The organism is Streptomyces sp. SID8374 (genome assembly GCF_009865135.1).
GTDB lineage: Bacteria > Actinomycetota > Actinomycetes > Streptomycetales > Streptomycetaceae > Streptomyces.
The window spans coordinates 479,250-498,636 of sequence record NZ_WWGH01000002.1 but is presented as its reverse complement, the minus strand read 5'-3'; the positions used below and the strand labels follow the sequence as shown (position 1 = coordinate 498,636).

At 71.1% G+C, this 19,387-nt stretch carries 20 protein-coding genes and 5 tRNA genes; 5 read left to right on the top strand and 20 right to left on the bottom strand.

What is annotated here, in order from left to right; translation table 11 throughout:
* Positions 1-145: 145 nt before the first annotated feature.
* The 5 genes from GTY67_RS25855 to GTY67_RS25835 form a co-directional block, all read right to left on the bottom strand.
* Positions 146-1,270: a cell division initiation protein gene (locus GTY67_RS25855; protein ID WP_093694875.1), complete on the bottom strand. Its 1,125-nt coding sequence runs from the start codon at positions 1,268-1,270 to the stop codon at positions 146-148.
* Between the two features lie 116 nt (positions 1,271-1,386).
* Positions 1,387-1,866 carry a pantetheine-phosphate adenylyltransferase gene (gene coaD, locus GTY67_RS25850; RefSeq protein ID WP_343238811.1) on the bottom strand — a complete coding sequence of 160 codons (480 nt, stop codon included), beginning with the start codon at positions 1,864-1,866 and terminating at the stop codon, positions 1,387-1,389.
* Positions 1,867-1,892: 26 nt separating this feature from the next.
* Positions 1,893-2,477: a 16S rRNA (guanine(966)-N(2))-methyltransferase RsmD gene (rsmD, locus tag GTY67_RS25845; RefSeq protein ID WP_093694871.1), complete on the bottom strand. Its 585-nt coding sequence runs from the start codon at positions 2,475-2,477 to the stop codon at positions 1,893-1,895.
* A 132-nt stretch (positions 2,478-2,609) separates the two neighbouring features.
* Entirely contained in the window at positions 2,610-4,826 is a 2,217-nt protein-coding gene (recG, locus tag GTY67_RS25840; protein WP_202462350.1) for an ATP-dependent DNA helicase RecG, read from the bottom strand.
* Positions 4,827-4,875: 49 nt separating this feature from the next.
* Positions 4,876-6,582 carry a DAK2 domain-containing protein gene (locus GTY67_RS25835; protein WP_161280439.1) on the bottom strand — a complete coding sequence of 569 codons (1,707 nt, stop codon included), beginning with the start codon at positions 6,580-6,582 and terminating at the stop codon, positions 4,876-4,878.
* A 255-nt stretch (positions 6,583-6,837) separates the two neighbouring features.
* On the opposite strand from GTY67_RS25835, the gene rpmB reads away from it, so the two are divergent.
* On the top strand, positions 6,838-7,023 hold the full coding sequence (gene rpmB, locus GTY67_RS25830; RefSeq protein ID WP_019762972.1) for a 50S ribosomal protein L28: 186 nt from the start codon (positions 6,838-6,840) through the stop codon (positions 7,021-7,023).
* Between the two features lie 100 nt (positions 7,024-7,123).
* Here rpmB and thiD read toward each other — a convergent pair whose 3' ends face one another.
* Positions 7,124-7,933, bottom strand: a complete 810-nt coding sequence (gene thiD, locus GTY67_RS25825; RefSeq protein ID WP_161280438.1) for a bifunctional hydroxymethylpyrimidine kinase/phosphomethylpyrimidine kinase — start codon at positions 7,931-7,933, stop codon at positions 7,124-7,126.
* 48 nt (positions 7,934-7,981) lie between these two features.
* Positions 7,982-8,953 carry a thiamine-phosphate kinase gene (locus tag GTY67_RS25820; RefSeq protein ID WP_093694863.1) on the bottom strand — a complete coding sequence of 324 codons (972 nt, stop codon included), beginning with the start codon at positions 8,951-8,953 and terminating at the stop codon, positions 7,982-7,984.
* Between the two features lie 240 nt (positions 8,954-9,193).
* On the opposite strand from GTY67_RS25820, the gene GTY67_RS25815 reads away from it, so the two are divergent.
* Positions 9,194-9,427, top strand: a complete 234-nt coding sequence (locus GTY67_RS25815) for an Lrp/AsnC ligand binding domain-containing protein (protein ID WP_015611652.1) — start codon at positions 9,194-9,196, stop codon at positions 9,425-9,427.
* A 183-nt stretch (positions 9,428-9,610) separates the two neighbouring features.
* Here the strand turns inward: GTY67_RS25815 and GTY67_RS25810 are convergent, their stop codons facing one another.
* From GTY67_RS25810 to GTY67_RS25800, 3 genes are read right to left on the bottom strand one after another with little or no spacing between them, the layout of a single operon-like run.
* On the bottom strand, positions 9,611-10,786 hold the full coding sequence (locus tag GTY67_RS25810) for a D-alanine--D-alanine ligase family protein (RefSeq protein WP_093694861.1): 1,176 nt from the start codon (positions 10,784-10,786) through the stop codon (positions 9,611-9,613).
* Positions 10,787-10,820: 34 nt separating this feature from the next.
* Positions 10,821-11,831, bottom strand: a complete 1,011-nt coding sequence (locus GTY67_RS25805) for an NAD(P)H-dependent glycerol-3-phosphate dehydrogenase (RefSeq protein WP_093694859.1) — start codon at positions 11,829-11,831, stop codon at positions 10,821-10,823.
* Positions 11,828-12,580, bottom strand: coding sequence for a lysophospholipid acyltransferase family protein (locus GTY67_RS25800; protein ID WP_093694857.1), 753 nt, complete (start codon positions 12,578-12,580; stop codon positions 11,828-11,830). The genes GTY67_RS25805 and GTY67_RS25800 overlap by 4 nt, the downstream gene beginning before the upstream one ends.
* Before the next feature lie 162 nt (positions 12,581-12,742).
* Between GTY67_RS25800 and cofC the strand changes: the two genes are divergently transcribed.
* The gene (gene cofC / locus GTY67_RS25795) at positions 12,743-13,426 is read left to right on the top strand and encodes a 2-phospho-L-lactate guanylyltransferase (RefSeq protein WP_161280437.1); all 684 of its coding nucleotides are present in this window, start codon (positions 12,743-12,745) and stop codon (positions 13,424-13,426) included.
* A gap of 10 nt (positions 13,427-13,436) precedes the next feature.
* Positions 13,437-13,640, top strand: coding sequence for a hypothetical protein (locus GTY67_RS25790; RefSeq protein WP_161280436.1), 204 nt, complete (start codon positions 13,437-13,439; stop codon positions 13,638-13,640).
* 120 nt (positions 13,641-13,760) lie between these two features.
* On the opposite strand, the gene GTY67_RS25785 is transcribed toward GTY67_RS25790, so the two are convergent.
* The 4 genes from GTY67_RS25785 to leuC form a co-directional block, all read right to left on the bottom strand.
* Positions 13,761-14,426 (bottom strand): HU family DNA-binding protein, encoded by a 666-nt coding sequence (locus GTY67_RS25785; protein WP_093694851.1) that lies wholly within the window; start codon positions 14,424-14,426, stop codon positions 13,761-13,763.
* A gap of 142 nt (positions 14,427-14,568) precedes the next feature.
* Complete coding sequence (locus tag GTY67_RS25780; RefSeq protein WP_093694849.1) at positions 14,569-14,796, bottom strand: hypothetical protein; 228 nt, start codon at positions 14,794-14,796, stop codon at positions 14,569-14,571.
* A gap of 104 nt (positions 14,797-14,900) precedes the next feature.
* Entirely contained in the window at positions 14,901-15,494 is a 594-nt protein-coding gene (leuD, locus tag GTY67_RS25775) for a 3-isopropylmalate dehydratase small subunit (RefSeq protein ID WP_161280435.1), read from the bottom strand.
* Positions 15,495-15,496: 2 nt separating this feature from the next.
* On the bottom strand, positions 15,497-16,924 hold the full coding sequence (leuC, locus tag GTY67_RS25770) for a 3-isopropylmalate dehydratase large subunit (protein ID WP_093694845.1): 1,428 nt from the start codon (positions 16,922-16,924) through the stop codon (positions 15,497-15,499).
* 173 nt (positions 16,925-17,097) lie between these two features.
* Between leuC and ndgR the strand changes: the two genes are divergently transcribed.
* On the top strand, positions 17,098-17,814 hold the full coding sequence (gene ndgR / locus GTY67_RS25765; protein ID WP_003966003.1) for an IclR family transcriptional regulator NdgR: 717 nt from the start codon (positions 17,098-17,100) through the stop codon (positions 17,812-17,814).
* A gap of 192 nt (positions 17,815-18,006) precedes the next feature.
* Here the strand turns inward: ndgR and GTY67_RS25760 are convergent.
* The 6 genes from GTY67_RS25760 to GTY67_RS25735 form a co-directional block, all read right to left on the bottom strand.
* Positions 18,007-18,079: transfer RNA gene (locus tag GTY67_RS25760), tRNA-Glu, on the bottom strand.
* 20 nt (positions 18,080-18,099) lie between these two features.
* Positions 18,100-18,171: transfer RNA gene (locus GTY67_RS25755), tRNA-Gln, on the bottom strand.
* Between the two features lie 12 nt (positions 18,172-18,183).
* A tRNA-Glu gene (locus GTY67_RS25750) sits at positions 18,184-18,256 on the bottom strand.
* A 62-nt stretch (positions 18,257-18,318) separates the two neighbouring features.
* Positions 18,319-18,391, bottom strand: a tRNA-Glu gene (locus tag GTY67_RS25745).
* Positions 18,392-18,430: 39 nt separating this feature from the next.
* Positions 18,431-18,502 (bottom strand) — tRNA-Gln (locus GTY67_RS25740).
* A gap of 88 nt (positions 18,503-18,590) precedes the next feature.
* Complete coding sequence (locus tag GTY67_RS25735) at positions 18,591-19,310, bottom strand: HAD family hydrolase (protein WP_161280434.1); 720 nt, start codon at positions 19,308-19,310, stop codon at positions 18,591-18,593.
* Between the last annotated feature and the right edge of the window lie 77 nt (positions 19,311-19,387).

Sequence of the window (19,387 nt, the reverse complement as noted above, 5' to 3'; positions counted from 1 at the left end):
GTCTCCGGTCCCGAGCCCTACCGTCTCCGCTTCGTGAGACGAAACGGGCAGCCGAGATCGCGGACCTATGCGCGACCGAGGATTCAGGATACTGGACGGACCGCTCAGCACCCAATCGGCCCAGAACCTCCCCCGCCCTCTGCGGTCAGCGGCCCTCTTCGTAGCGGCGCAGCTGCTCCAGGTCGATCATGCTGGTGTCGAAGAGGCTGGTCTCGTCCAGCGCGCCCTGGTTCTGCTGGGCGGGCACCTGGGGCTGCTGCTGCCAGCCGTAGTCGGGCTGGGCCTGCGGCTGGGGCGGGTACTGGTTGGGGTCGTAGGCGGGCTGCTGGTAGGCCGCGTACGGGTCCGGCACCTGCTGGTAGCCGTACGGGTCCTGCGCCTGCTGCTCCTGGTAGCCGTACGAAGCCTGCGCGTACTCGGCCTGTCCGTACTCCGCCTGCGCGTAGCCGGGCTCTGCCTGCGGCGGCCGGCCCGGGTACTCGGGCTGCTGCTCCTGGTAGAGCGGCTGCTGGGGCGCCTGCTGCGGGGCCGGGGTGGCCAGCTCGGCGAGACCGGCCAGATAGTCGGCGTCGCTGGTGTGGCCCTGGGCACCCGCCGCGTCCTGGGCGGCCATGTGGGCCCCGAGGTCGTCGGTGGCGACCCGGCCGTGCAGTTTCTGCCGGCCGCGGCCGACCGCCTCCAGGGTCTTGGCGAGGACCGCCTCGAAGGCGCCGAACTTGGCGTCCACGTACGCGTCGGCCCGCTGCTTCAGCGTCTCGGGGTCGGCGCTGCGCTCGGGGGCCTCGGCGAAGTCGGGGTCCTGGTAGCCCTGCTCGTCCAGGCCCTGGCCCCGGCCGAGCAGCTTCTCGCGGCCCCGGTCCACGGACCCGATGGTCTTGGTGAGGACGACCTCGAAGTTGGCGAGCTTGCTGTCGACGTAGTCGTCGGCCTCGGCCCGGACCTCCTCGGCCTCGCGGCGGGCCTCGGAGAGGATCCGGTCGGCCTCGCTCTGCGACTGGCGGGCGATCTCGGTCTCGGCGATCAGCGAGGAGCGCTGGGCGTGGGCGGACCGGATGATCCGCTCGGCCTCCTGCCGGGCCTGCTCGGCGAACTGCTCCTGGCCGCCGATCAGCTCCTGGGCGTGGGCGAGCGAGCCGGGCAGGGCCTCGCGTACCTCTTCGAGCATGGCGAGCAGCTCGGCGCGGTTGACCACGCACGAGGCCGACATGGGCATGGCGCGGGCGTTCCCGACCGCTTCGACGATCTCGTCGAGCTTCTTCTGCACGTCCACCGTGTGCTCGCCACTCTCTGCTGCTCTGTTGAAGCTGCTGCTCTGTTGGAGACGGACGGGACGACTGTAAGGCCAGTCGGCCGCCGCCCGACACCTGGTGACGGACCGTCAGCCGCTCAGCGCTCGCCCAGCCGCTTGGTGAGCGCCTCGTGGACGGTGGGGGGCAGCAGGTGGGAGACGTCGCCACCCCAGGTCGCGACCTCCTTGACCAGCGAGGACGACAGGAAGCTGTACGTCGGGTTGGTCGGCACGAAGAGGGTCTCGACGCCGGAGAGGCCGTTGTTCATCTGGGCCATCTGGAGCTCGTAGTCGAAGTCGCTGACGGCCCGCAGGCCCTTCACGATCGCCGGGATCCCCCGCTGCTTGCAGAAGTCGACCAGCAGGCCGTGGAAGGACTCCACCTCCACGTTGCCGAAGTCCGCGGTGACCTCGCGGATCAGGTCGATCCGCTCGTCCACGGTGAACAGCCCCTTCTTGGACTGGTTGATCATCACCGCCACGTGCACCACGTCGTACAGCTTGGAGGCTCGTTGGATGATGTCGAGATGTCCGTTGGTGATGGGGTCGAAAGACCCCGGACAGACGGCGCGGCGCACTGTGATTCCCTCGCTCTCCGGTCCGGTCATCGTGCGTCTTCGCACGTAGCGGCGGCGCGACCGTACCAAAGCGTTCCCTCGCCGTAGCGACGGGCCCGCAGTGGCTCGAATCCGGCGGGCCAGCCGAATTCTCCGCCCCGGGTGCTCCGTTCCACCGTGACGAGCGCATCGTCCGTGAGCCACCCCTGAGCACGGAGTGTGAGCAGGATCTCGCGAAGATCGTCGTCGGTGACGGCGTACGGCGGATCCAGGAAGACGATGTCGTACGGGTCCGAGGGCGCCGGACCTGTCACGATCTGCTCGGCTTTGCCGGTACGGACCTCGGCGCCGGGCAGCCCGAGGGTGCGGACGTTGTCCCGGACGGTGCGCACCGCCTTCTGGTCGGCCTCGACCAGCAGGGCGTGGACCGCGCCCCGGGAGAGGGCTTCGAGGCCGACGGCGCCGGATCCGGCGTACAGATCGGCGACGCGGACGCCTTCGAGGGTGCCGAGCAGCGCTTCCCAGGTGGAGAAGAGGCCCTCCCGCGCACGGTCGGAGGTGGGGCGGGTGCCGGTGCCGGGCGGTACGGCCAGGCGGCGTCCGCCGGCCGATCCGGCGATCACGCGGGTCATGGGTGTCGGGTCCTCGGGGTCGGGGGCGTGTGCGGGGGCTCGCGGCGGGCGCGTGCTGTCGTTACGCCGGCGGGTACGGGCTGTCCGTCCACGATATGGCGTGCGGCCCGCACCAGCAGGACGGCCCCGGGCTCACCCCTTGTCGAGGTACTCCTCCCGGTCCTTGTCCAGCAGCGCGGCCAGCACCGTACGCAGCTCCGGCAGGTGCTCCAGCTCCGGGTCGGCGGCGACGACGGCGACGGCCTCCTCGCGGGCGGCGGCGATGACCTCCTCGTCGTCGATGACGGTGAGCATGCGCAGCGAGGAGCGCACCCCGGACTGGGCCTGGCCGAGCACATCGCCCTCGCGGCGCTGCTCCAGGTCGATACGGGAGAGCTCGAAGCCGTCGAGGGTGGCGGCGACGGCGGAGAGGCGGGCGCGGGCGGGGCTCGCCTCGTGGGCCTCGCTGACCAGCAGGCAGAGCCCGGGGGCCGAGCCACGGCCGACGCGGCCGCGGAGCTGGTGGAGCTGGGAGACACCGAACCGGTCGGCGTCCATGATCACCATGGCGGTGGCGTTGGGGACGTTGACGCCGACCTCGATGACGGTGGTGGCGACCAGGACGTCGACGTCTCCGGCGGCGAACCGGCGCATCACGTCGTCCTTCTCGTCGGGGTGCATCCGACCGTGCAGCACCTCGACGCCGAGCCCGGCCAGCGCGCCCTTGCGCAGCTCGTCCGCGATCTCCAGCACGGCGAGCGGCGGCCGCTTCTCCGGATCCTCCTCGGGAGCCGCCTTCTTGGCCTTCCCCTTCTTCTTCCCCTCGGCCTCCTCCGCGTCGTCGCCGATGCGGGGGCAGACCACGTACGCCTGGTGGCCGTTCTCCACCTCCTCGGCCACGCGCTCCCAGGCGCGGGCGAGGAAGTGCGGCTTGTCCTTGGCGGGGACGACATGGCTGGCGATCGGGGAGCGGCCGGCCGGGAGCTGGTCCAGGACGGAGGTCTCCAGGTCGCCGAAGACGGTCATCGCGACCGTACGGGGGATGGGGGTGGCGGTCATGACGAGGAGGTGGGGCGGCTGCTTGCCCTTGGAACGGAGGGCGTCGCGCTGTTCGACGCCGAAGCGGTGCTGCTCGTCGACGACCACGAGCCCCAGGTCGTGGAACTGGACCTTGTCCTCGATGAGCGCGTGGGTGCCGATGACGATCCCGGCCTCACCGGTGACCAGGTCCAGCAGGGCCTGCCGACGGGCCGCCATCCCCATGGAGCCGGTGAGCAGCACGACCTTGGTGCCCTGGTCCGAGCCGCCCAGCATGCCGCCCTCGGCCAGCTCCCCCATCATCTCGGTGATGGACCGGTGGTGCTGCTGGGCCAGGACCTCGGTCGGGGCGAGCAGCGCGGCCTGGCCGCCCGCGTCGACGACGGTGAGCATGGCGCGCAGGGCCACCATGGTCTTCCCGGAGCCGACTTCTCCCTGGAGGAGGCGGTGCATCGGGTGCTCGGTGGCCAGGTCGTCGAAGATCTCCTTGCTGACCTTCTGCTGGCCCTCGGTGAGGGTGAACGGCAGCTTGGCGTCGAAGGCGTCCAGCAGTCCGTCGGCGACCGGGCGGCGGGCGACTGCGGGCAGTTGGGTGTCGGCGTACCGGCGGCGGGCCAGGGCGACCTGGAGCACGAACGCCTCGTCCCACTTGAGGCGGGCCTTGGCGTCCTCGATGTCCGCCTTCGTCTGCGGGCGGTGCACCTTCAGCAGGGCCTCGGGCAGCGGGGTGAAGCCGCGCCCCTCGCGCAGGGCGGCGGGCAGCGGGTCCACCGCGTCCTGGGCGCTGGGCAGGACGGCGTCGACGGCCTTGGCGATCCGCCAGGAGTCCAGCTGCTTGCAGGCGGGGTAGATCGGCAGCAGCCGTCCGGCGAAGGCGTCGACGGCCTCGGTCGCCTCGTCGGCGTCGGAGGCGTCGAGGAGTTGGTACGTGGGGTGGGCCAGCTGCATCTTCCGGTTGAAGACGGAGACCTTGCCCGCGAACATCGCCTGGCGGCCCGGGAGCAGCTCCTTGTGCGGCTTGTGGACGCCGTGGCCGAAGAAGACCAGCTGGAGGCGGCCGCTGCCGTCGGTGAGGGTGACCTCAAGGCGCTTGCCCCGGCCGTTGTTGAACATCAGGATGCGGGCGTCGGCGACCTGGGCGACGACCGTGACGTGCTCGTCCAGCGGGAGGTCGGCCAGCGCGGTCAGCTTGCCGCGCTCCTCGTACCGCCGCGGGTAGTGGTGCAGCAGATCACCGACCGTGTGCAGGTCGAGGTGTTCGGCCATCACCTTCGCGGTGGCTCCGCCGAGCAGCTTCTTGAGAGGTTCATCGAACGAGGACACGCGATCCATTGCACACCACGGCACTGACAACTGTCCGCCGGGCACGGCCGTGGGGCGGCTACTCGACGCCGATCAGCAGCGGTGCGCGCTGGTGCCCGCCGCGGTAGACCACGGTGTCCACGGCGAGATGGCCCTCGCGTACGTGTTCCGCCAGCGCGTCCGCCAGCGCGTCCGGGACGTCCTCGCCGAGGACGAGGGTGACCAGCTCGCCGCCGGCCGCCAGCATCCGGTCCAGCACGGTGCGGGCGGTGGCCGGGACGTCGGCGCCGATCACGGCCACGTCCCCGTCGATCAGGCCGAGGATGTCACCGGCCTGGCAGATGCCCGCCATGGTCCACGACTGGCGCTCGGCGACGGCCAGTTCGGCGTAGCGGGTGGCTCCGGCGGCGGCCGTCATGGCGACCACGTCCTCGTCGAAGCCCCGGTCCGGCTCGTGGACGGCGAGGGCGGCGATGCCCTGGACGGCGGCGCGGGTGGGGACGAGGGCGACCCGGACCCCCTCGGTCCTGGCCTGCTCGGCGGCGGCGGCCGCGGTGTGGCGCAGGGCCGCGTCGTTGGGCAGGAGCACCACCTCGCGGGCGTGGGCGCGGCGGATGGCGTCGACGAGTTCGCCGCTGGCGGGGGGTTCGCCGGGGCGGGCGATCACGGTGGTGGCACCCGCCTCGGCGCAGAGCCCGGCAAGGCCGTCGCCGGGGACCACGACGACGACGGCGCGTTGGGCGGGTTCGGCCTGGACGCGGACGTCGTGGCCGCTCTCGGTGGCGAAGTGGGTGATCCTGATCCGGTACGGCCGCCCGGCCTCGACGCCCGCCTCAACGGCGGCCCCCGCGTCGTCGACATGGACGTGGACGTGCCAGAGCCCGTCGCCGCCGACCACGACCAGGGAGTCGCCGAGCGCGTCGAGTCGGGTCCGCAGCCGGTCCACCTGCTCGTCACGGGCCTCCAGGAGGTAGATCACCTCGAAGGCGGGCCCACCGCCGTCCGCGTCCTCGGGGCAGTCGAGGGGGCCCTCCACCGGAGCGCCGCCCGCCGGGATCGGAACGCCTCCCACCGGCAGCCCCACCACCGACCCTCCGTCCACAGGAGCCGCGGCCTTCCCGGAACCGGCACGGGGCCCCCGTACCGGAGCCTGCCCGGTCACCGCCTCCACCAGCGCCCCCAGGACCGCCACCAGCCCACGCCCCCCGGCGTCCACGACACCGGCCCGGCCGAGCACGGCGAGCTGCTCCGGGGTCCTGGCCAGGGCGGCGCGCGCCCCCTCGTACGCGGCGCTCACCACCGCGCGCAGCTCCCGCTCCTCGCCGCCCTGCGCGGCTTCGGCGGCCGCCGTGGCGACGGTCAGCACCGTGCCCTCCACCGGGTGGGCGACGGCCTGCCGGGCGGCGGCCGCGGCCCGGGTCAGGGCGAGGCGCAGGTGGGCCGCGTCGCCGCCGTCGGCCAGCACCCCGGCCATGCCGCGCAGCAGCTGGGCCAGGATCGTGCCGGAGTTCCCGCGCGCGCCGATCAGGGCGCCGTGCGCCATGGCGCGTACGGCGTCGGCGGTGGCGGGTGCGGTGGTGCCGGTCTCATGGGCGGCGAAGACCGCTTCGACGGCCGCCGCGGCGGACTCGACGGTCAGATAGAGGTTGGTGCCGGTGTCCCCGTCGGCGATGGGATAGACGTTGATCGCGTCGATCTCCGCGCGCTCCCGGCCCAGGGCCTCCAGGGCCAGTGAGCACCACGTGCGCACCGCGACGGCGTCCAGATCGTCGGGGAGCTGCGGCACCGATGGTCCTCCTTGAAGCGGCCGTGGCAACGGGCTGCACCGCAGGTTAGCCCGCCTGTCGGGGTCCCGGTCGGGACAGGGGGCGGGAGGGCGGTGGGCCAACCCGTGGTAGTTTCGTATCTCCGAAGCAGGCGTTGTATGCTGCTTCGGTTGCCCGATGAGAGTCGGGCCATTCCTCCGGTACCGCCACTTCATTCAATGATTCCGGCGCGCCGGAATTCACTGTAAGTGCATCTGAAGTCTTTGGAGTGACCCGTGGCTGCCAACTGCGACGTCTGCGGCAAGGGGCCGGGCTTCGGCAACAGCATTTCGCACTCGCACCGCCGTACGTCCCGTCGCTGGAATCCCAACATCCAGCGCGTGCGTGCCGTGGTCGGTCGAACGCCGAAGCGGCTCAACGTCTGCACCTCGTGCATCAAGGCCGGCAAGGTCGCGCGCTGACGTATCCGTCGTAGCGCAGCCTTCCGGTTGCCCGAAAAGCCGGTCCACCTCGGTGGACCGGCTTTTTGCTGTGCTCATCCGCCCTGTGCTCAGGAGCTGATCAGCCGACCTGCCGGGTCCGCCAGCCGTGGTCGACCGGGCCGATGCCGCCGCCCAGCGCGAATCCGGCCCGGATCGCGCCGGTGACGTACGCCTTCGCGCCCTCCACCGCCGTGGGCACGTCCTGGCCGAGCGCCAGCCCGGAGGCGATGGCGGAGGCGAGGGTGCAGCCGGTGCCGTGGGTGTGCCGGTTGTCGTGGCGGGGGGCGCGCAGCCAGTGTTCCGCGCTCCCGTCGGTGAGCAGGTCCACCGCCTCGCCGGGCAGGTGCCCGCCCTTGATGAGCGCCCAGCGCGGTCCGAACGCCAGGATCTCCTCGGCGGCCCGGCGCATCCCGTCCTCGTCGGTGACCTGTACGCCCGTGAGCTGGGCCACTTCGTCGAGGTTCGGGGTGGCCACCGTGGCGACGGGCAGCAGCTTCGTCCGTACGGAGTCGAGGGCCTCGGCGGCGAGCAGCGCGTCCCCGTGCTTGGAGACGCCGACCGGGTCGACGACGACGGGGGCGTCGGTCCCGGCGAGGAGTTCGGCGACGGTCTCGACGAGCACGGCCGAGGCGAGCATCCCGGTCTTCACCGCCTGGACGCCGATGTCGTCGACGACGCTGCGGTACTGGGCGCGTACGGCGTCCACCGGAAGCTCCCACGCGCCCTGGACGCCGAGGGAGTTCTGTGCGGTGACGGCGGTGAGCACGCTCATGCCGTGCACACCGAGGGCGAGCATGGTCTTCAGATCGGCCTGGATCCCCGCACCGCCGCCGGAGTCGGATCCGGCGACGGTGAGGACGCGGGGCGGTACAGCGGTACGTATGGGCATACGCAGCAATCTAGCGGCAGCCGAAAAGGCGGCCCCACGGGGAAGGCCTCAGTAGGTGTCCTCGATCGCCCCGAAGTGGTCCCAGCCGCCCTTGCTGGTCCAAGGCGCCCCGTCCACGGTGACCTGGGGCAGGGCGGAGGGGTTGAGGACCTCGCCGATCACCTTCCAGCGGGCGGGGAGCTTGGCGTCCGGCGGGAAGGTGGCCACGATCGCGTGGTCCTCTCCCCCGGTCAGCACCCACTGGAGCGGGTCGACGCCGACGGCCTGGCCGATGTCGGACATCTGCGAGGGGATGTCGATGAGGCCGGAGCGCAGGTCGATGCGGACCTTGCTGGCCTCGGCGATGTGCCCCAGGTCCGCGACGAGCCCGTCGCTGACGTCGGTCATCGCGGTGGCGCCGAGTCCGGCGGCCGCGGGGCCCGCGTGGTACGGCGGTTCGGGGCGGCGGTGGGCCTCGACGAAGGCGCGGGGCGAGCGGAAGCCGCGGGAGAGCACGGCGTATCCGGCGGCGGACCAGCCGAGCCAGCCGGTGACGGCGACGACGTCGCCGGGCCGGGCGCCGGCGCGGGTGACCGGTTCGTGGTTGCGCAGGTCGCCGAGGGCGGTGATGGCGACGGTGATGGTGTCGCCGCCGACCACGTCGCCGCCGACGACGGCCGCCCCCGCCACCTGGCACTCGTCCCGCAGCCCGTCCATCAGCTCGGCGGCCCAGGTGACCGGGAGGTCGGCGGGGACGACGAGGCCCAGGAGCAGCGCGGTGGGCACGGCGCCCATGGCCGCGATGTCGGCGAGGTTCTGTGCCGCCGCCTTGCGGCCGACGTCGTACGCCGTCGACCAGTCGCGGCGGAAGTGCCGCCCTTCCAGCAGGATGTCCGTACTGGCCACGACCCTGCGGTCGGGAGCGGCCACGACCGCGGCGTCGTCGCCGGGCCCCAGCCGTACCGCCGGAGTGGTGGTGAGCCGGGAGGTGAGCTCTCTGATGAGCCCGAACTCCCCCAACTCGCCCACGGTTCCCTTCACCGAGTCTCACCTCTCATTTATCGCCCCGGACACCCGTCCGGGCCCCCGGTCGCGAGCCGTCACTGCTGTCGGTACCGTCAGGAGAGCTGCCGATACCGTCAAGGGATACGTCAACTTCCGCACTCCGCACGCCACGCTGTGGACGTCATACGGCCCGTAGGTCTCCCCGTCACCCTCGGCGACGCGATAACGTGGCGTCCCTTTCCCCCACATGATCCTCGTGGCCGCCCTGGAGGTTCCGTGGTACAGGCGTACATCCTTATTCAGACCGAGGTGGGCAAGGCGTCGATCGTCGCCGAGACCATTTCCAAGATTCCGGGAGTCATCCAGGCAGAGGACGTCACCGGTCCGTACGACGTGATCGTGCGGGCCCAGGCCGACACGGTCGATGCACTCGGCCGCATGGTGGTCGCCAAAGTGCAGCAGGTGGACGGCATCACACGCACGCTGACCTGTCCGGTCGTCCACCTCTGACCCCCGTCCGGTGCCGCGCATGGGACGCGCGGTCTGTGACCACGGTTCTCCCGCCCCCGCACCGTGACTCCGCGCGCTGACGGGGCGATCGTACTGCGCTGCGGCGCTCCCCCGTCCACCACGACAGCTGACCCACGCCCGGAAGGCCGGGACGGCACCCGCCGTCCCGGCCTTCCGGGTCTCTCAGCGCAGTCCGGTGGAGCGGGTCAACGCGGCCTGGATCAGGCGGTCGACCAGCTCCGGGTAGCTCACGCCGCTCTCCTGCCACATGCGCGGGTACATGGAGATCGGGGTGAACCCCGGCAGGGTGTTGATCTCGTTGATGACGAAGGTGCCGTCCTCGGTGAGGAAGAAGTCGGCGCGCACCAGCCCCTCGCAGGAGGTGGCGTCGAAGGCCGCGACGGCGAGCCGCTGGACCTCGGCGGTCTGCTCCTCGGTGAGCGGGGCGGGCACCAGACCGGCGGCCGAGTCGATGTACTTCGCCTCGAAGTCGTAGAACTCGTGCGCGGTGACCGGCGGGATCTCGGCGGGCACGCTGGCGCGCGGTCCGTCCTCGAACTCCAGCACCCCGCACTCGATCTCACGGCCCCGCAGCAGCGACTCCACGAGGAACTTGGGGTCGTGGCGGCGGGCCTCCTCGATCGCCGCGTCGAGGCCCGAGAGCTCGTCGACCTTGGTGATGCCCATGGAGGAGCCGCCCCGGGCGGGCTTGATGAACAGCGGCCAGCCGTGCTCACCGGCGAAGTCCACGATCCGCTTGCGTACGGCGGAGGGGTCGCGGTCCCACTCGCGCGGCCGGACGACCTCGTACGGTCCGACCGGCAGGCCGAAGGAGATGAAGACGCGCTTCATGTACTCCTTGTCCTGGCCGACGGCCGAGGCGAGGACGCCCGCGCCGACGTAGGGCACACCGGAGAGTTCGAGCAGCCCCTGGAGGGTGCCGTCCTCCCCGTACGGGCCGTGCAGCACGGGGAAGACGACGTCGACCTCGCCGAGCGCCTTGGGCACCGAGCCGGGTTCGCTGTAGACGACCTCGCGGCTGCCGGGGTCGACCGAGAGCACGACGCTGCCCTCGGTGGACTCGGCGAGCTGGGCCACGTCGGGGACCTTGCGGTCGGTGATGGCCATGCGTTCGGGCTCGTCGGCGGTGAGCGCCCAGCGGCCGTCCGTCGTGATGCCGATCGGCAGGACGTCGTACTTCGTCCGGTCGATGGCCTTCATGACGGCGCCGGCCGTGACGACCGAGATGCCGTGTTCGGAGCTGCGGCCGCCGAACACGACAGCCACACGCGGCTTGCGGCGCTGCTGCTCAGGGCTCTCGGCGCGCTCAGGGCTCTGGGGGAGGTTCTCGCTGCTCATATCGCGATGAGCGTACCTGCTGGTAAGGGAGGAGTCAGCGTCGCTCGGCCTTGGCGCTCCGCGACATCAGCTCCTTGACCGCGACGACCGGGGACTTGCCCTCGTGGACGATGGAGACGACGGTCTCCGTGATGGGCATGTCGACCCCGTGCCGACGGGCCAGGTCCAGGACCGATTCGCAGGACTTGACGCCCTCGGCGGTCTGCTTGGTGACGGCGATCGTCTCCTGGAGCGTCATCCCGCGCCCGAGGTTGGTGCCGAAGGTGTGGTTGCGCGAGAGCGGCGAGGAGCAGGTGGCCACCAGGTCGCCCAGGCCCGCGAGTCCGGAGAACGTCAGCGGGTCGGCGCCCATGGCCACACCCAGGCGGGTGGTCTCGGCGAGGCCGCGGGTGATGAGGGAGCCCTTGGTGTTGTCGCCGAGGCCCATGCCGTCCGCGATGCCGACGGCGAGGCCGATGACGTTCTTCACGGCGCCGCCGAGTTCGCAGCCGACGACGTCGGTGTTGGTGTACGGGCGGAAGTACGGGGTGTGGCAGGCGGCCTGGAGGCGCTGGGCGACGGACTCGTCGGCGCAGGCGACGACGGCCGCTGCGGGCCGGCGCTCGGCGATCTCCTTGGCCAGGTTGGGTCCGGAGACGACGGCGATGCGGTCGGCGGAGACCTTGGTGACGTCCGCGATGACCTCGCTCATCAGCTTGGCGGTGCCCAGCTCCACACCCTTCATCAACGAGACCAGGACGGTGTCCTGCTCCAGGTGGGGGGCCCAGTCCGCGAGGTTGGCGCGCAGCGTCTGGGAGGGCACGACGAGGAAGGCGAACTCGGCCCCGCGCAGCGCCTCGGCGGGGTCGGTGGTGGCGCGGATCGACTCGGGGAGCGTGATCCCCGGCAGGTAGTCCGGGTTGGTGCGGGTGGTGTTGACGGTCTCGGCGACCTCGGCGCGGCGTCCCCAGAGGGTGACCTCGCAGCCCGCGTCGGCGAGGATCACGGCGAACGCCGTACCCCATGAGCCGGTTCCGAAGACGGCTGCTTTTACGGGGTGCGTCACGTGGATCCCTTTCCCTGCGCCCTGCGCCGTTGCTCAGCACGGGCTTTGCGGTGATCGTAGAGCTCGGCGGGGGCCTTCTCCCCCCGGATGTCCTCCAGCTGGCGGGTGATCGCGGCCATGATGACCTCGGTCGCCTGGCGCAGCACCTCGGGCGTCGGCTCGACATCGTAGAAGCGGCTGAGGTCGACGGGCGGGCCGGCCTGGACCGTCAGCGTCTTGCGGGGGAACAGCCGGAGCTTGTTCTCCTTGGCGTACGGCGGCATCGCGAGGTTGGCGCCCCACTGGGCGACCGGGATGACGGGGGCCTTCGTCATCAGCGCGACCCGGGCGGCGCCGGTCTTGCCGGCCATCGGCCACATCTCGGGGTCGCGGGTGAGGGTGCCCTCGGGGTAGAAGGCGACGCACTCGCCGCGCTCGATGGCGTCGACGGCGGCCCGGAAGGCGTCCAGGGCGTTGGTCGTCTCGCGGTAGACGGGGATCTGGCCGGTGCCGCGCAGCATCATCCCGACGAAGGGGGTGCGGAAGAGGCCGGCCTTGGCCAGGAGCCGGGGCACGCGTCCGGTGTTGTACTGGAAGTGGCCGTAGGAGAGCGGGTCCAGATAGGAGTTGTGATTGACGGCGGTGATGAATCCGCCGTCGGCCGGAATGTGTTCCGTCCCCCGCCAGTCGCGCTTGAACAGAACCACCAACGGCGGCTTGGCGATAACCGCCGCCAGGCGGTACCAGAAGCCGATTCTGCGGCGGGACACTCGGACACCTTCCTCTAAGGACCTCATCGGAACTCTCGACCTGCTGCCGGCTACCGACGGTCAAGTCTCGCCCCAGGCCCCTCCTCTGTCGAGAACACCGTACGCCTCACCTCCGGGCCCGGCCCTCCGGGTTGTCGTACCGGCAGGCGAGAATAAGTCCTCATGCGTACGGAGGGGGAGATCGCCACGAACACCGATCCGGCGGGGCTCTGGTCCCTGGTCGTTCCGCTGAAGCCGCTCGCGCGGGCCAAGAGCCGCCTGGGGCGGGCGGCGGGCGAGCCCGCCCGGCCCCGGCTGGCCCTGGCCTTCGCCCAGGACACGGTGGCGGCGGCCCTCGCCTGTGTCCGGGTGCGGGATGTGGTGGTCGTCACGGACGATACGGCGGCCGGGGCGGCCCTTTCGGCGCTCGGCGCGCGGATCGTGGCGGACGTCCCGGCGGCCGGGCTCAACGCGGCGCTGGCGTACGGGGCGCGCTCGGTGCGGGCTGCCGCACCCGCCCTCCCGGTGGCCGCTCTCAACGCGGATCTGCCGGCCCTGCGCGCCGGCGAATTGGCTCGGGTGCTCGATTTTGCCTCCGCTTTTCCCCGGGCATTTCTCCGGGACGCGGCGGGAATCGGAACGACATTTCTGTCCTGCGCCGGGGGCACGGAATTGCGCCCGGCTTTCGGCGGCCCGTCCGCCGCCCGGCATCTGGCTTCGGGCGCGGTGGAAATAACGCTGCCCGGGGTCGACTCGGTGCGCCGGGACGTGGATACGGGCGAGGACCTGAAGGTGGCGCTTGCCCTCGGAGTGGGGCCGTACACCGCGCGGCTCGGGCCCGCGCTCTCCCTCACCCCGGACCGATAGGCTGCCGCCCATGCAGGCGACCTCGTACACGTACGACCCCGAGACCCGGACCGGCAGTGTGCTGCTGGACGACGGCACCCCGGTGGAGTTCGACGCCCCGGCCTTCGACGCGGGCGGCCTGCTGCTGCTGCGTCCGGGGCAGCGGGTGCGGATCGAGGGCGAGGGCCAAGGGGCCGCCCTGCGGATCACGCTGGTGACGCTACAGACGTTCTAGACCGTACGGGGGTTCGGGACCGTACAGGGGCCGAACGGGCCCCGGACAGCCCGCGGGCCGGGCTCCCCCGGAGGGGAGCCCGGCCCGGCGCGTTTCCTCGAAGCGAGCGGTTGCCCGGTCTCACTTCTTGCGTGCGGTGGCCTTCTTGGCCGTGGTGGTGCGCGCCGTGGTCTTCTTCGCGGGCGCCTTCTTCGCCGTGGCCTTCTTGGCGGGCGCGGTCTTCTTGGCGGTGGCGGTGGCCTTCTTGGCCGTGGCGGTCGCCTTCTTCGCGGCCGGCGTGGCCTTCTTCGCCGTGGCGGTCGCCTTCTTGGCGGTGGCCTTCTTGGCGGTGGCGGTGGCCTTCTTCGCCGGTGCCACGGCCTTCTTGGCGGTGGTCTTCTTCGCCGTGGCCTTCTTGGCGGCCGACTTCTTGGCGGCGGCGGCCTTGACCGTCGTACGGGCGGCGGAAGATCCGCCCGAGAGGCTGCCCTTGGGGGCCTTCTTCACGGCCACGTCGTTCTTGGGGAGCTTCTTCGAGCCGCTCACCAGGTCCTTGAACCCCTGACCCGCGCGGAAGCGGGGCACCGAGGTCTTCTTGACCCGGACGCGCTCACCCGTCTGCGGGTTGCGGGCGTACCGGGCGGGGCGGTCGACCTTCTCGAACGAGCCGAAGCCGGTGACCGAGACACGGTCCCCGGCGACAACGGCACGGACGATCGCGTCGAGTACCGCGTCGACCGCGTCTGCGGCCTGCTGGCGGCCGCCGACCTTGTCGGCAATCGCTTCTACGAGCTGCGCCTTGTTCACGTCTTCCCCTTCGGAGACATTGCCGGAACGAAAGTGTTCAGGCTTTTTCGCACGTTAGGCAGATATATACCGCAAATCAAACACGAAACGGGCTAATCACCCTAGTGCCGCAACGAAGTCGACCGATGCGCAGTTCCACGTGTCAGTCACCTTCGGGGAATCGGCCCTCATCGAGGTCCTTCATCAACCGGTCCAGACGCCTTGCCGCGTCCGGGAGATCGTGCTTCGCCGCGGCCGTGACGACCAGCAGCTTCCGGGACAGCGCCATCCGTACGCTCTCCGGGACTTGCAGTGCACGCACCTTCGCGTGCGCTTCCTTCAACTGGTCGGCGACTTGGCCATAGAGCTTGAGTTGGCTGTCGCGTTCCATGCACCGATTGTGCCATCTGGGGCGAGTTGTCGCCCGAGGGGGGCTCAACAAGCGACTGCGCCCCCTGCCCGGAGGCAGGGGGCGCAGTCATGGAAAAGCGCTGCTCAGGCGTCAATTGTACGCGGTTTGTGGGACGGCCTGGCCGCCTCGTAAGCCACGATGTCCGCTTCGTTCTGAAGGGTGAGGCTGATGTCGTCGAGGCCGTTGAGCAGTCGCCAGCGGGCGTTCTCGTCCAGCTCGAAGTCGGCCGTGATGCCCTCGGCGCGGACCTGGCGGGTCTCCAGGTCGACGGTGATCTCGGCGCTCGGGTCGGCCTCGCTCAGCTCCCACAGGGCGTCGACGACCTGCTGGTCCAGGACCACGGTCAGCAGGCCGTTCTTCAGCGAGTTGCCCCGGAAGATGTCGGCGAAGCGGGAGGAGATGACGGTCTTGAAGCCGAAGTTCTGCAAGGCCCAGACCGCGTGTTCGCGGGAGGAGCCCGTACCGAAGTCGGGGCCGGCCACCAGGACCGAGGCGCCCTGCCGCTCGGGGCGGTTGAGGACGAAGCCGGCGTCCTTGCGCCAGGCTTCGAAGAGGCCGTCCTCGAACCCGTCGCGGGTGACCTTCTTCAGCCAGTGGGCGGGGATGATCTGGTCGGTGTCGACGTTGCTGCGGCGCAGCGGGACGGCCCGGCCGGTGTGTGTGGTGAAGGCTTCCATGGCTATGCGACTCCGGCGGGGGTACGGGTGTCGGACAGGTCGGCGGGCGAGGCCAGATGGCCCAGTACGGCGGTGGCGGCGGCGACCTGGGGCGAGACCAGGTGGGTGCGGCCGCCCTTGCCCTGCCTCCCCTCGAAGTTGCGGTTCGAGGTGGAGGCGGAACGCTCGCCGGGGGCCAGCTGGTCGGGGTTCATACCGAGGCACATCGAGCAACCCGCGTGCCGCCATTCGGCGCCGGCACCGGTGAAGACCTTGTCCAGGCCCTCGGAGACGGCCTGGAGCGCGACCCGGACGGAGCCCGGGACGACCAGCATCCGTACGCCGTCGGCGACTTTGCGGCCGTCCAGGATCGCCGCGGCGTTGCGCAGGTCCTCGATGCGGCCGTTGGTGCACGAACCTACGAAGACGGTGTCCACGCTGATCTCGCGCAGCGGCTGCCCGGCGGTCAACCCCATGTACTCCAGGGCCTTTTCGGCGGCGTTGCGCTCCGAGGCGTCCTCGTACGAAGCGGGGTCGGGGACGTGCGCGGAGAGCGGCGCGCCCTGGCCGGGGTTGGTGCCCCAGGTGACGAACGGGGCCAGTTCGGTGGCGTCGATGACGACCTCGGCGTCGAACACCGCGTCGTCGTCGGAGCGCAGGGTCTTCCAGTACGCGACGGCGGCGTCCCACTCCTCGCCCTTGGGGGCGGCGTCGCGGCCCTCCAGATAGGCGAAGGTGGTCTCGTCCGGGGCGATCATGCCCGCGCGGGCGCCGGCCTCGATCGACATGTTGCAGATGGTCATCCGGGCCTCCATCGAGAGCTTCTCGATGGCGGAGCCGCGGTATTCGAGGATGTAGCCCTGGCCGCCGCCGGTGCCGATCCGGGTGATGATCGCCAGGATCAGGTCCTTGGCGGTGACGTCCTCGGGCAGTTCGCCGTCGACCGTGATGGCCATGGTCTTGGGGCGGGCCAGCGGCAGCGTCTGGGTGGCCAGGACGTGCTCCACCTGGCTGGTGCCGATGCCGAACGCCAGCGCGCCGAAGGCCCCGTGCGTGGAGGTGTGGGAGTCGCCGCAGACCACGGTGGTGCCGGGCTGGGTCAGGCCCAGCTGGGGGCCGACCACGTGCACGACGCCCTGCTCCACGTCACCGAGCGGGTGCAGCCGGACGCCGAAGTCCGCGCAGTTCTTGCGCAGGGTCTCCAGCTGGGCGCGGGAGACCGGGTCGGCGATCGGCTTGTCGATGTCGAGGGTCGGGGTGTTGTGGTCCTCGGTGGCGATGGTGAGGTCGAGGCGCCGCACCGGGCGTCCGGCCTGGCGCAGACCGTCGAAGGCCTGCGGGCTGGTCACCTCGTGCAGCAGGTGCAGATCGATGAAGAGGAGGTCGGGCTCGCCCTCCGCGCGCCGGACGACGTGGTCGTCCCAGACCTTCTCCGCGAGTGTCCTACCCATCGCTTTCCCTCCGGCCGGCGTCTTCGCCGGCCCAACTAGAGATTCGGTACGCCGCCGTCCGGATCCCCTGCGGGGCGGTGGCCACGGGCCGTTGTGGGGCCGCCCGTACAGGTTCGCAACTTCCGCCGGAAATTGAACTTGCGTTTCACAGAGTGAGACGGGAGTATCGTCGTATGGACAACTCTAGCGGCGTCGGCGTTCTCGACAAGGCAGCTCTGGTATTGAGCGCCCTGGAGTCCGGTCCGGCCACCCTCGCCGGGCTGGTCGCGGCGACCGGGCTCGCACGGCCCACGGCCCACCGTCTGGCCGTGGCACTGGAACACCACCGGATGGTGGCGAGGGACATGCAGGGCCGTTTCATCCTCGGCCCCCGGCTGTCGGAACTGGCGGCCGCGGCGGGCGAGGACCGCCTGCTGGCCACGGCCGGACCGGTGCTCACCCACCTGCGCGACATCACCGGCGAGAGCGCCCAGCTCTACCGCCGGCAGGGCGACATGCGCATCTGCGTGGCGGCGGCGGAACGGCTGTCCGGACTCCGGGACACGGTGCCGGTCGGCTCCACGCTCACCATGAAGGCCGGCTCCTCGGCCCAGATCCTGATGGCCTGGGAGGAGCCGGAGCGCCTGCACCGCGGCCTCCAGGGCGCCCGGTTCACCGCGACGGCGCTCTCCGGCGTACGGCGGCGGGGCTGGGCCCAGTCGATCGGTGAGCGGGAGCCGGGCGTCGCCTCGGTCTCGGCCCCGGTCCGCGGCCCCTCGAACCGGGTGGTCGCCGCCGTCTCGGTCTCCGGCCCGATCGAGAGGCTGACCCGCCACCCGGGCCGGATGCACGCCCAGGCGGTCATCGACTCGGCCGCCCGCCTGAGCGAGGCCCTGCGCCGCACGGGCTGACCATCCGCCCGCACCACTTCTGCCCCTGTTCCGGAAGGCCGCCCCAGCGCCGTGGCGGCCCTTTTCTTTCCCGGGCCCGCCCGCTCGCGCCAACAGCGTTGTGACGTAGGCGACTTGACCTGGGGCGCCCTGCCCCGGAGAAGCGAAAAGGCCCTCCACCGAGGTGAAGGGCCTTCCCGTACCGCTCTGTTGTACCCCCGACCGGATTCGAACCGGCGCTACTGCCGTGAGAGGGCAGCGTGCTAGGCCGCTACACAACGGGGGCGTGGTTACTGCTGACTTGCGCTGGGCTACCAGGACTCGAACCTAGAATGACGGTACCAGAAACCGTAGTGTTGCCAATTACACCATAGCCCATGGTGTGACAAGTACCCCCGACCGGATTCGAACCGGCGCTACTGCCGTGAGAGGGCAGCGTGCTAGGCCGCTACACAACGGGGGCCCTAGCGATCCTGCATCGAGAGCGATGGGTGCGACCCATGATGTTCTCGCGGGAAGGATCTGTACCCCCGACCGGATTCGAACCGGCGCTACTGCCGTGAGAGGGCAGCGTGCTAGGCCGCTACACAACGGGGGCTTGTCCTGCTGGATACTGCTGGTGCTGCTCGGTACTGCGCTGGGCTACCAGGACTCGAACCTAGAATGACGGTACCAGAAACCGTAGTGTTGCCAATTACACCATAGCCCACTGAAATGCAACCCCTGGTGGGGGCTTCACTTCTGTCTGCGCTTCCCGGCCGGATCTTTCGGCCCGCTCGGGCGGCGCAGAAAGAACATTACCTGAAGGTGTCCGGCGCTCCAAAACGGGTTTGGCCCGCCAGCAGGGCGGGGAGCTGGTCCAGCCCGGTGATCGTCACGAGATCCGGCCTCCCGCCCCTCCCCCGCCGGTCCAGCCAGATCCCGGTCAGCCCGGCGGCGACGGCGCCCGAGGCGTCGATGTCCGGCTCGTCGCCCACGTACGCCACTTCGTGCGGGTCCAGCGCGAGCTGCTCGCAGGCCGCGTGGAAGGCGCCGGCCTCCGGCTTGGAGACGCCCAGCTCCACGGCGCAGACCATCGCCTCGAACCGGTCCCGGATGCCGAGCGCGGTGAGCTTGCGGTGCTGGTGGTCGGTGCTGGAGTTGGAGAGGATCGCGTGCCGGTAGTCGGGCACCAGCCGGTCCAGGACCGGGAGCACGTCCGGGAAGAGCGTCCAGGCGGCCTCGTAGTGGGACAGGTGCCCGGCGAACCAGGCGTCGGCCTCGGCGTCCTCCATGGCCCGCGACAGGAACTCCCGCACCCGGTCCCGGCGCTGCCCGAGGAAGTCCGTCTCCCCGGCGGCGACGCGCGCCCAGTGCCGTACGGTGATCGCCTTCCAGACGTCGAGGGCCTCGTCGACCGTCGCGTACGCCTCCGGCAGGCCCTCGCCCTCCAGGTGCAGCCGCATCCCGGTGCGGTCGGCGCCCGCGTAGTCGAAGATCGTGTCGTCGATGTCCCAGAGCACGGCGCGGATCGGCATGTACGCCACGGTAGCCGCCCGCGAGCGGCCTCGGAGCGGCGAAAGCCGGGGAGGGCCGCAGCCGGTCGGCTGCGGCC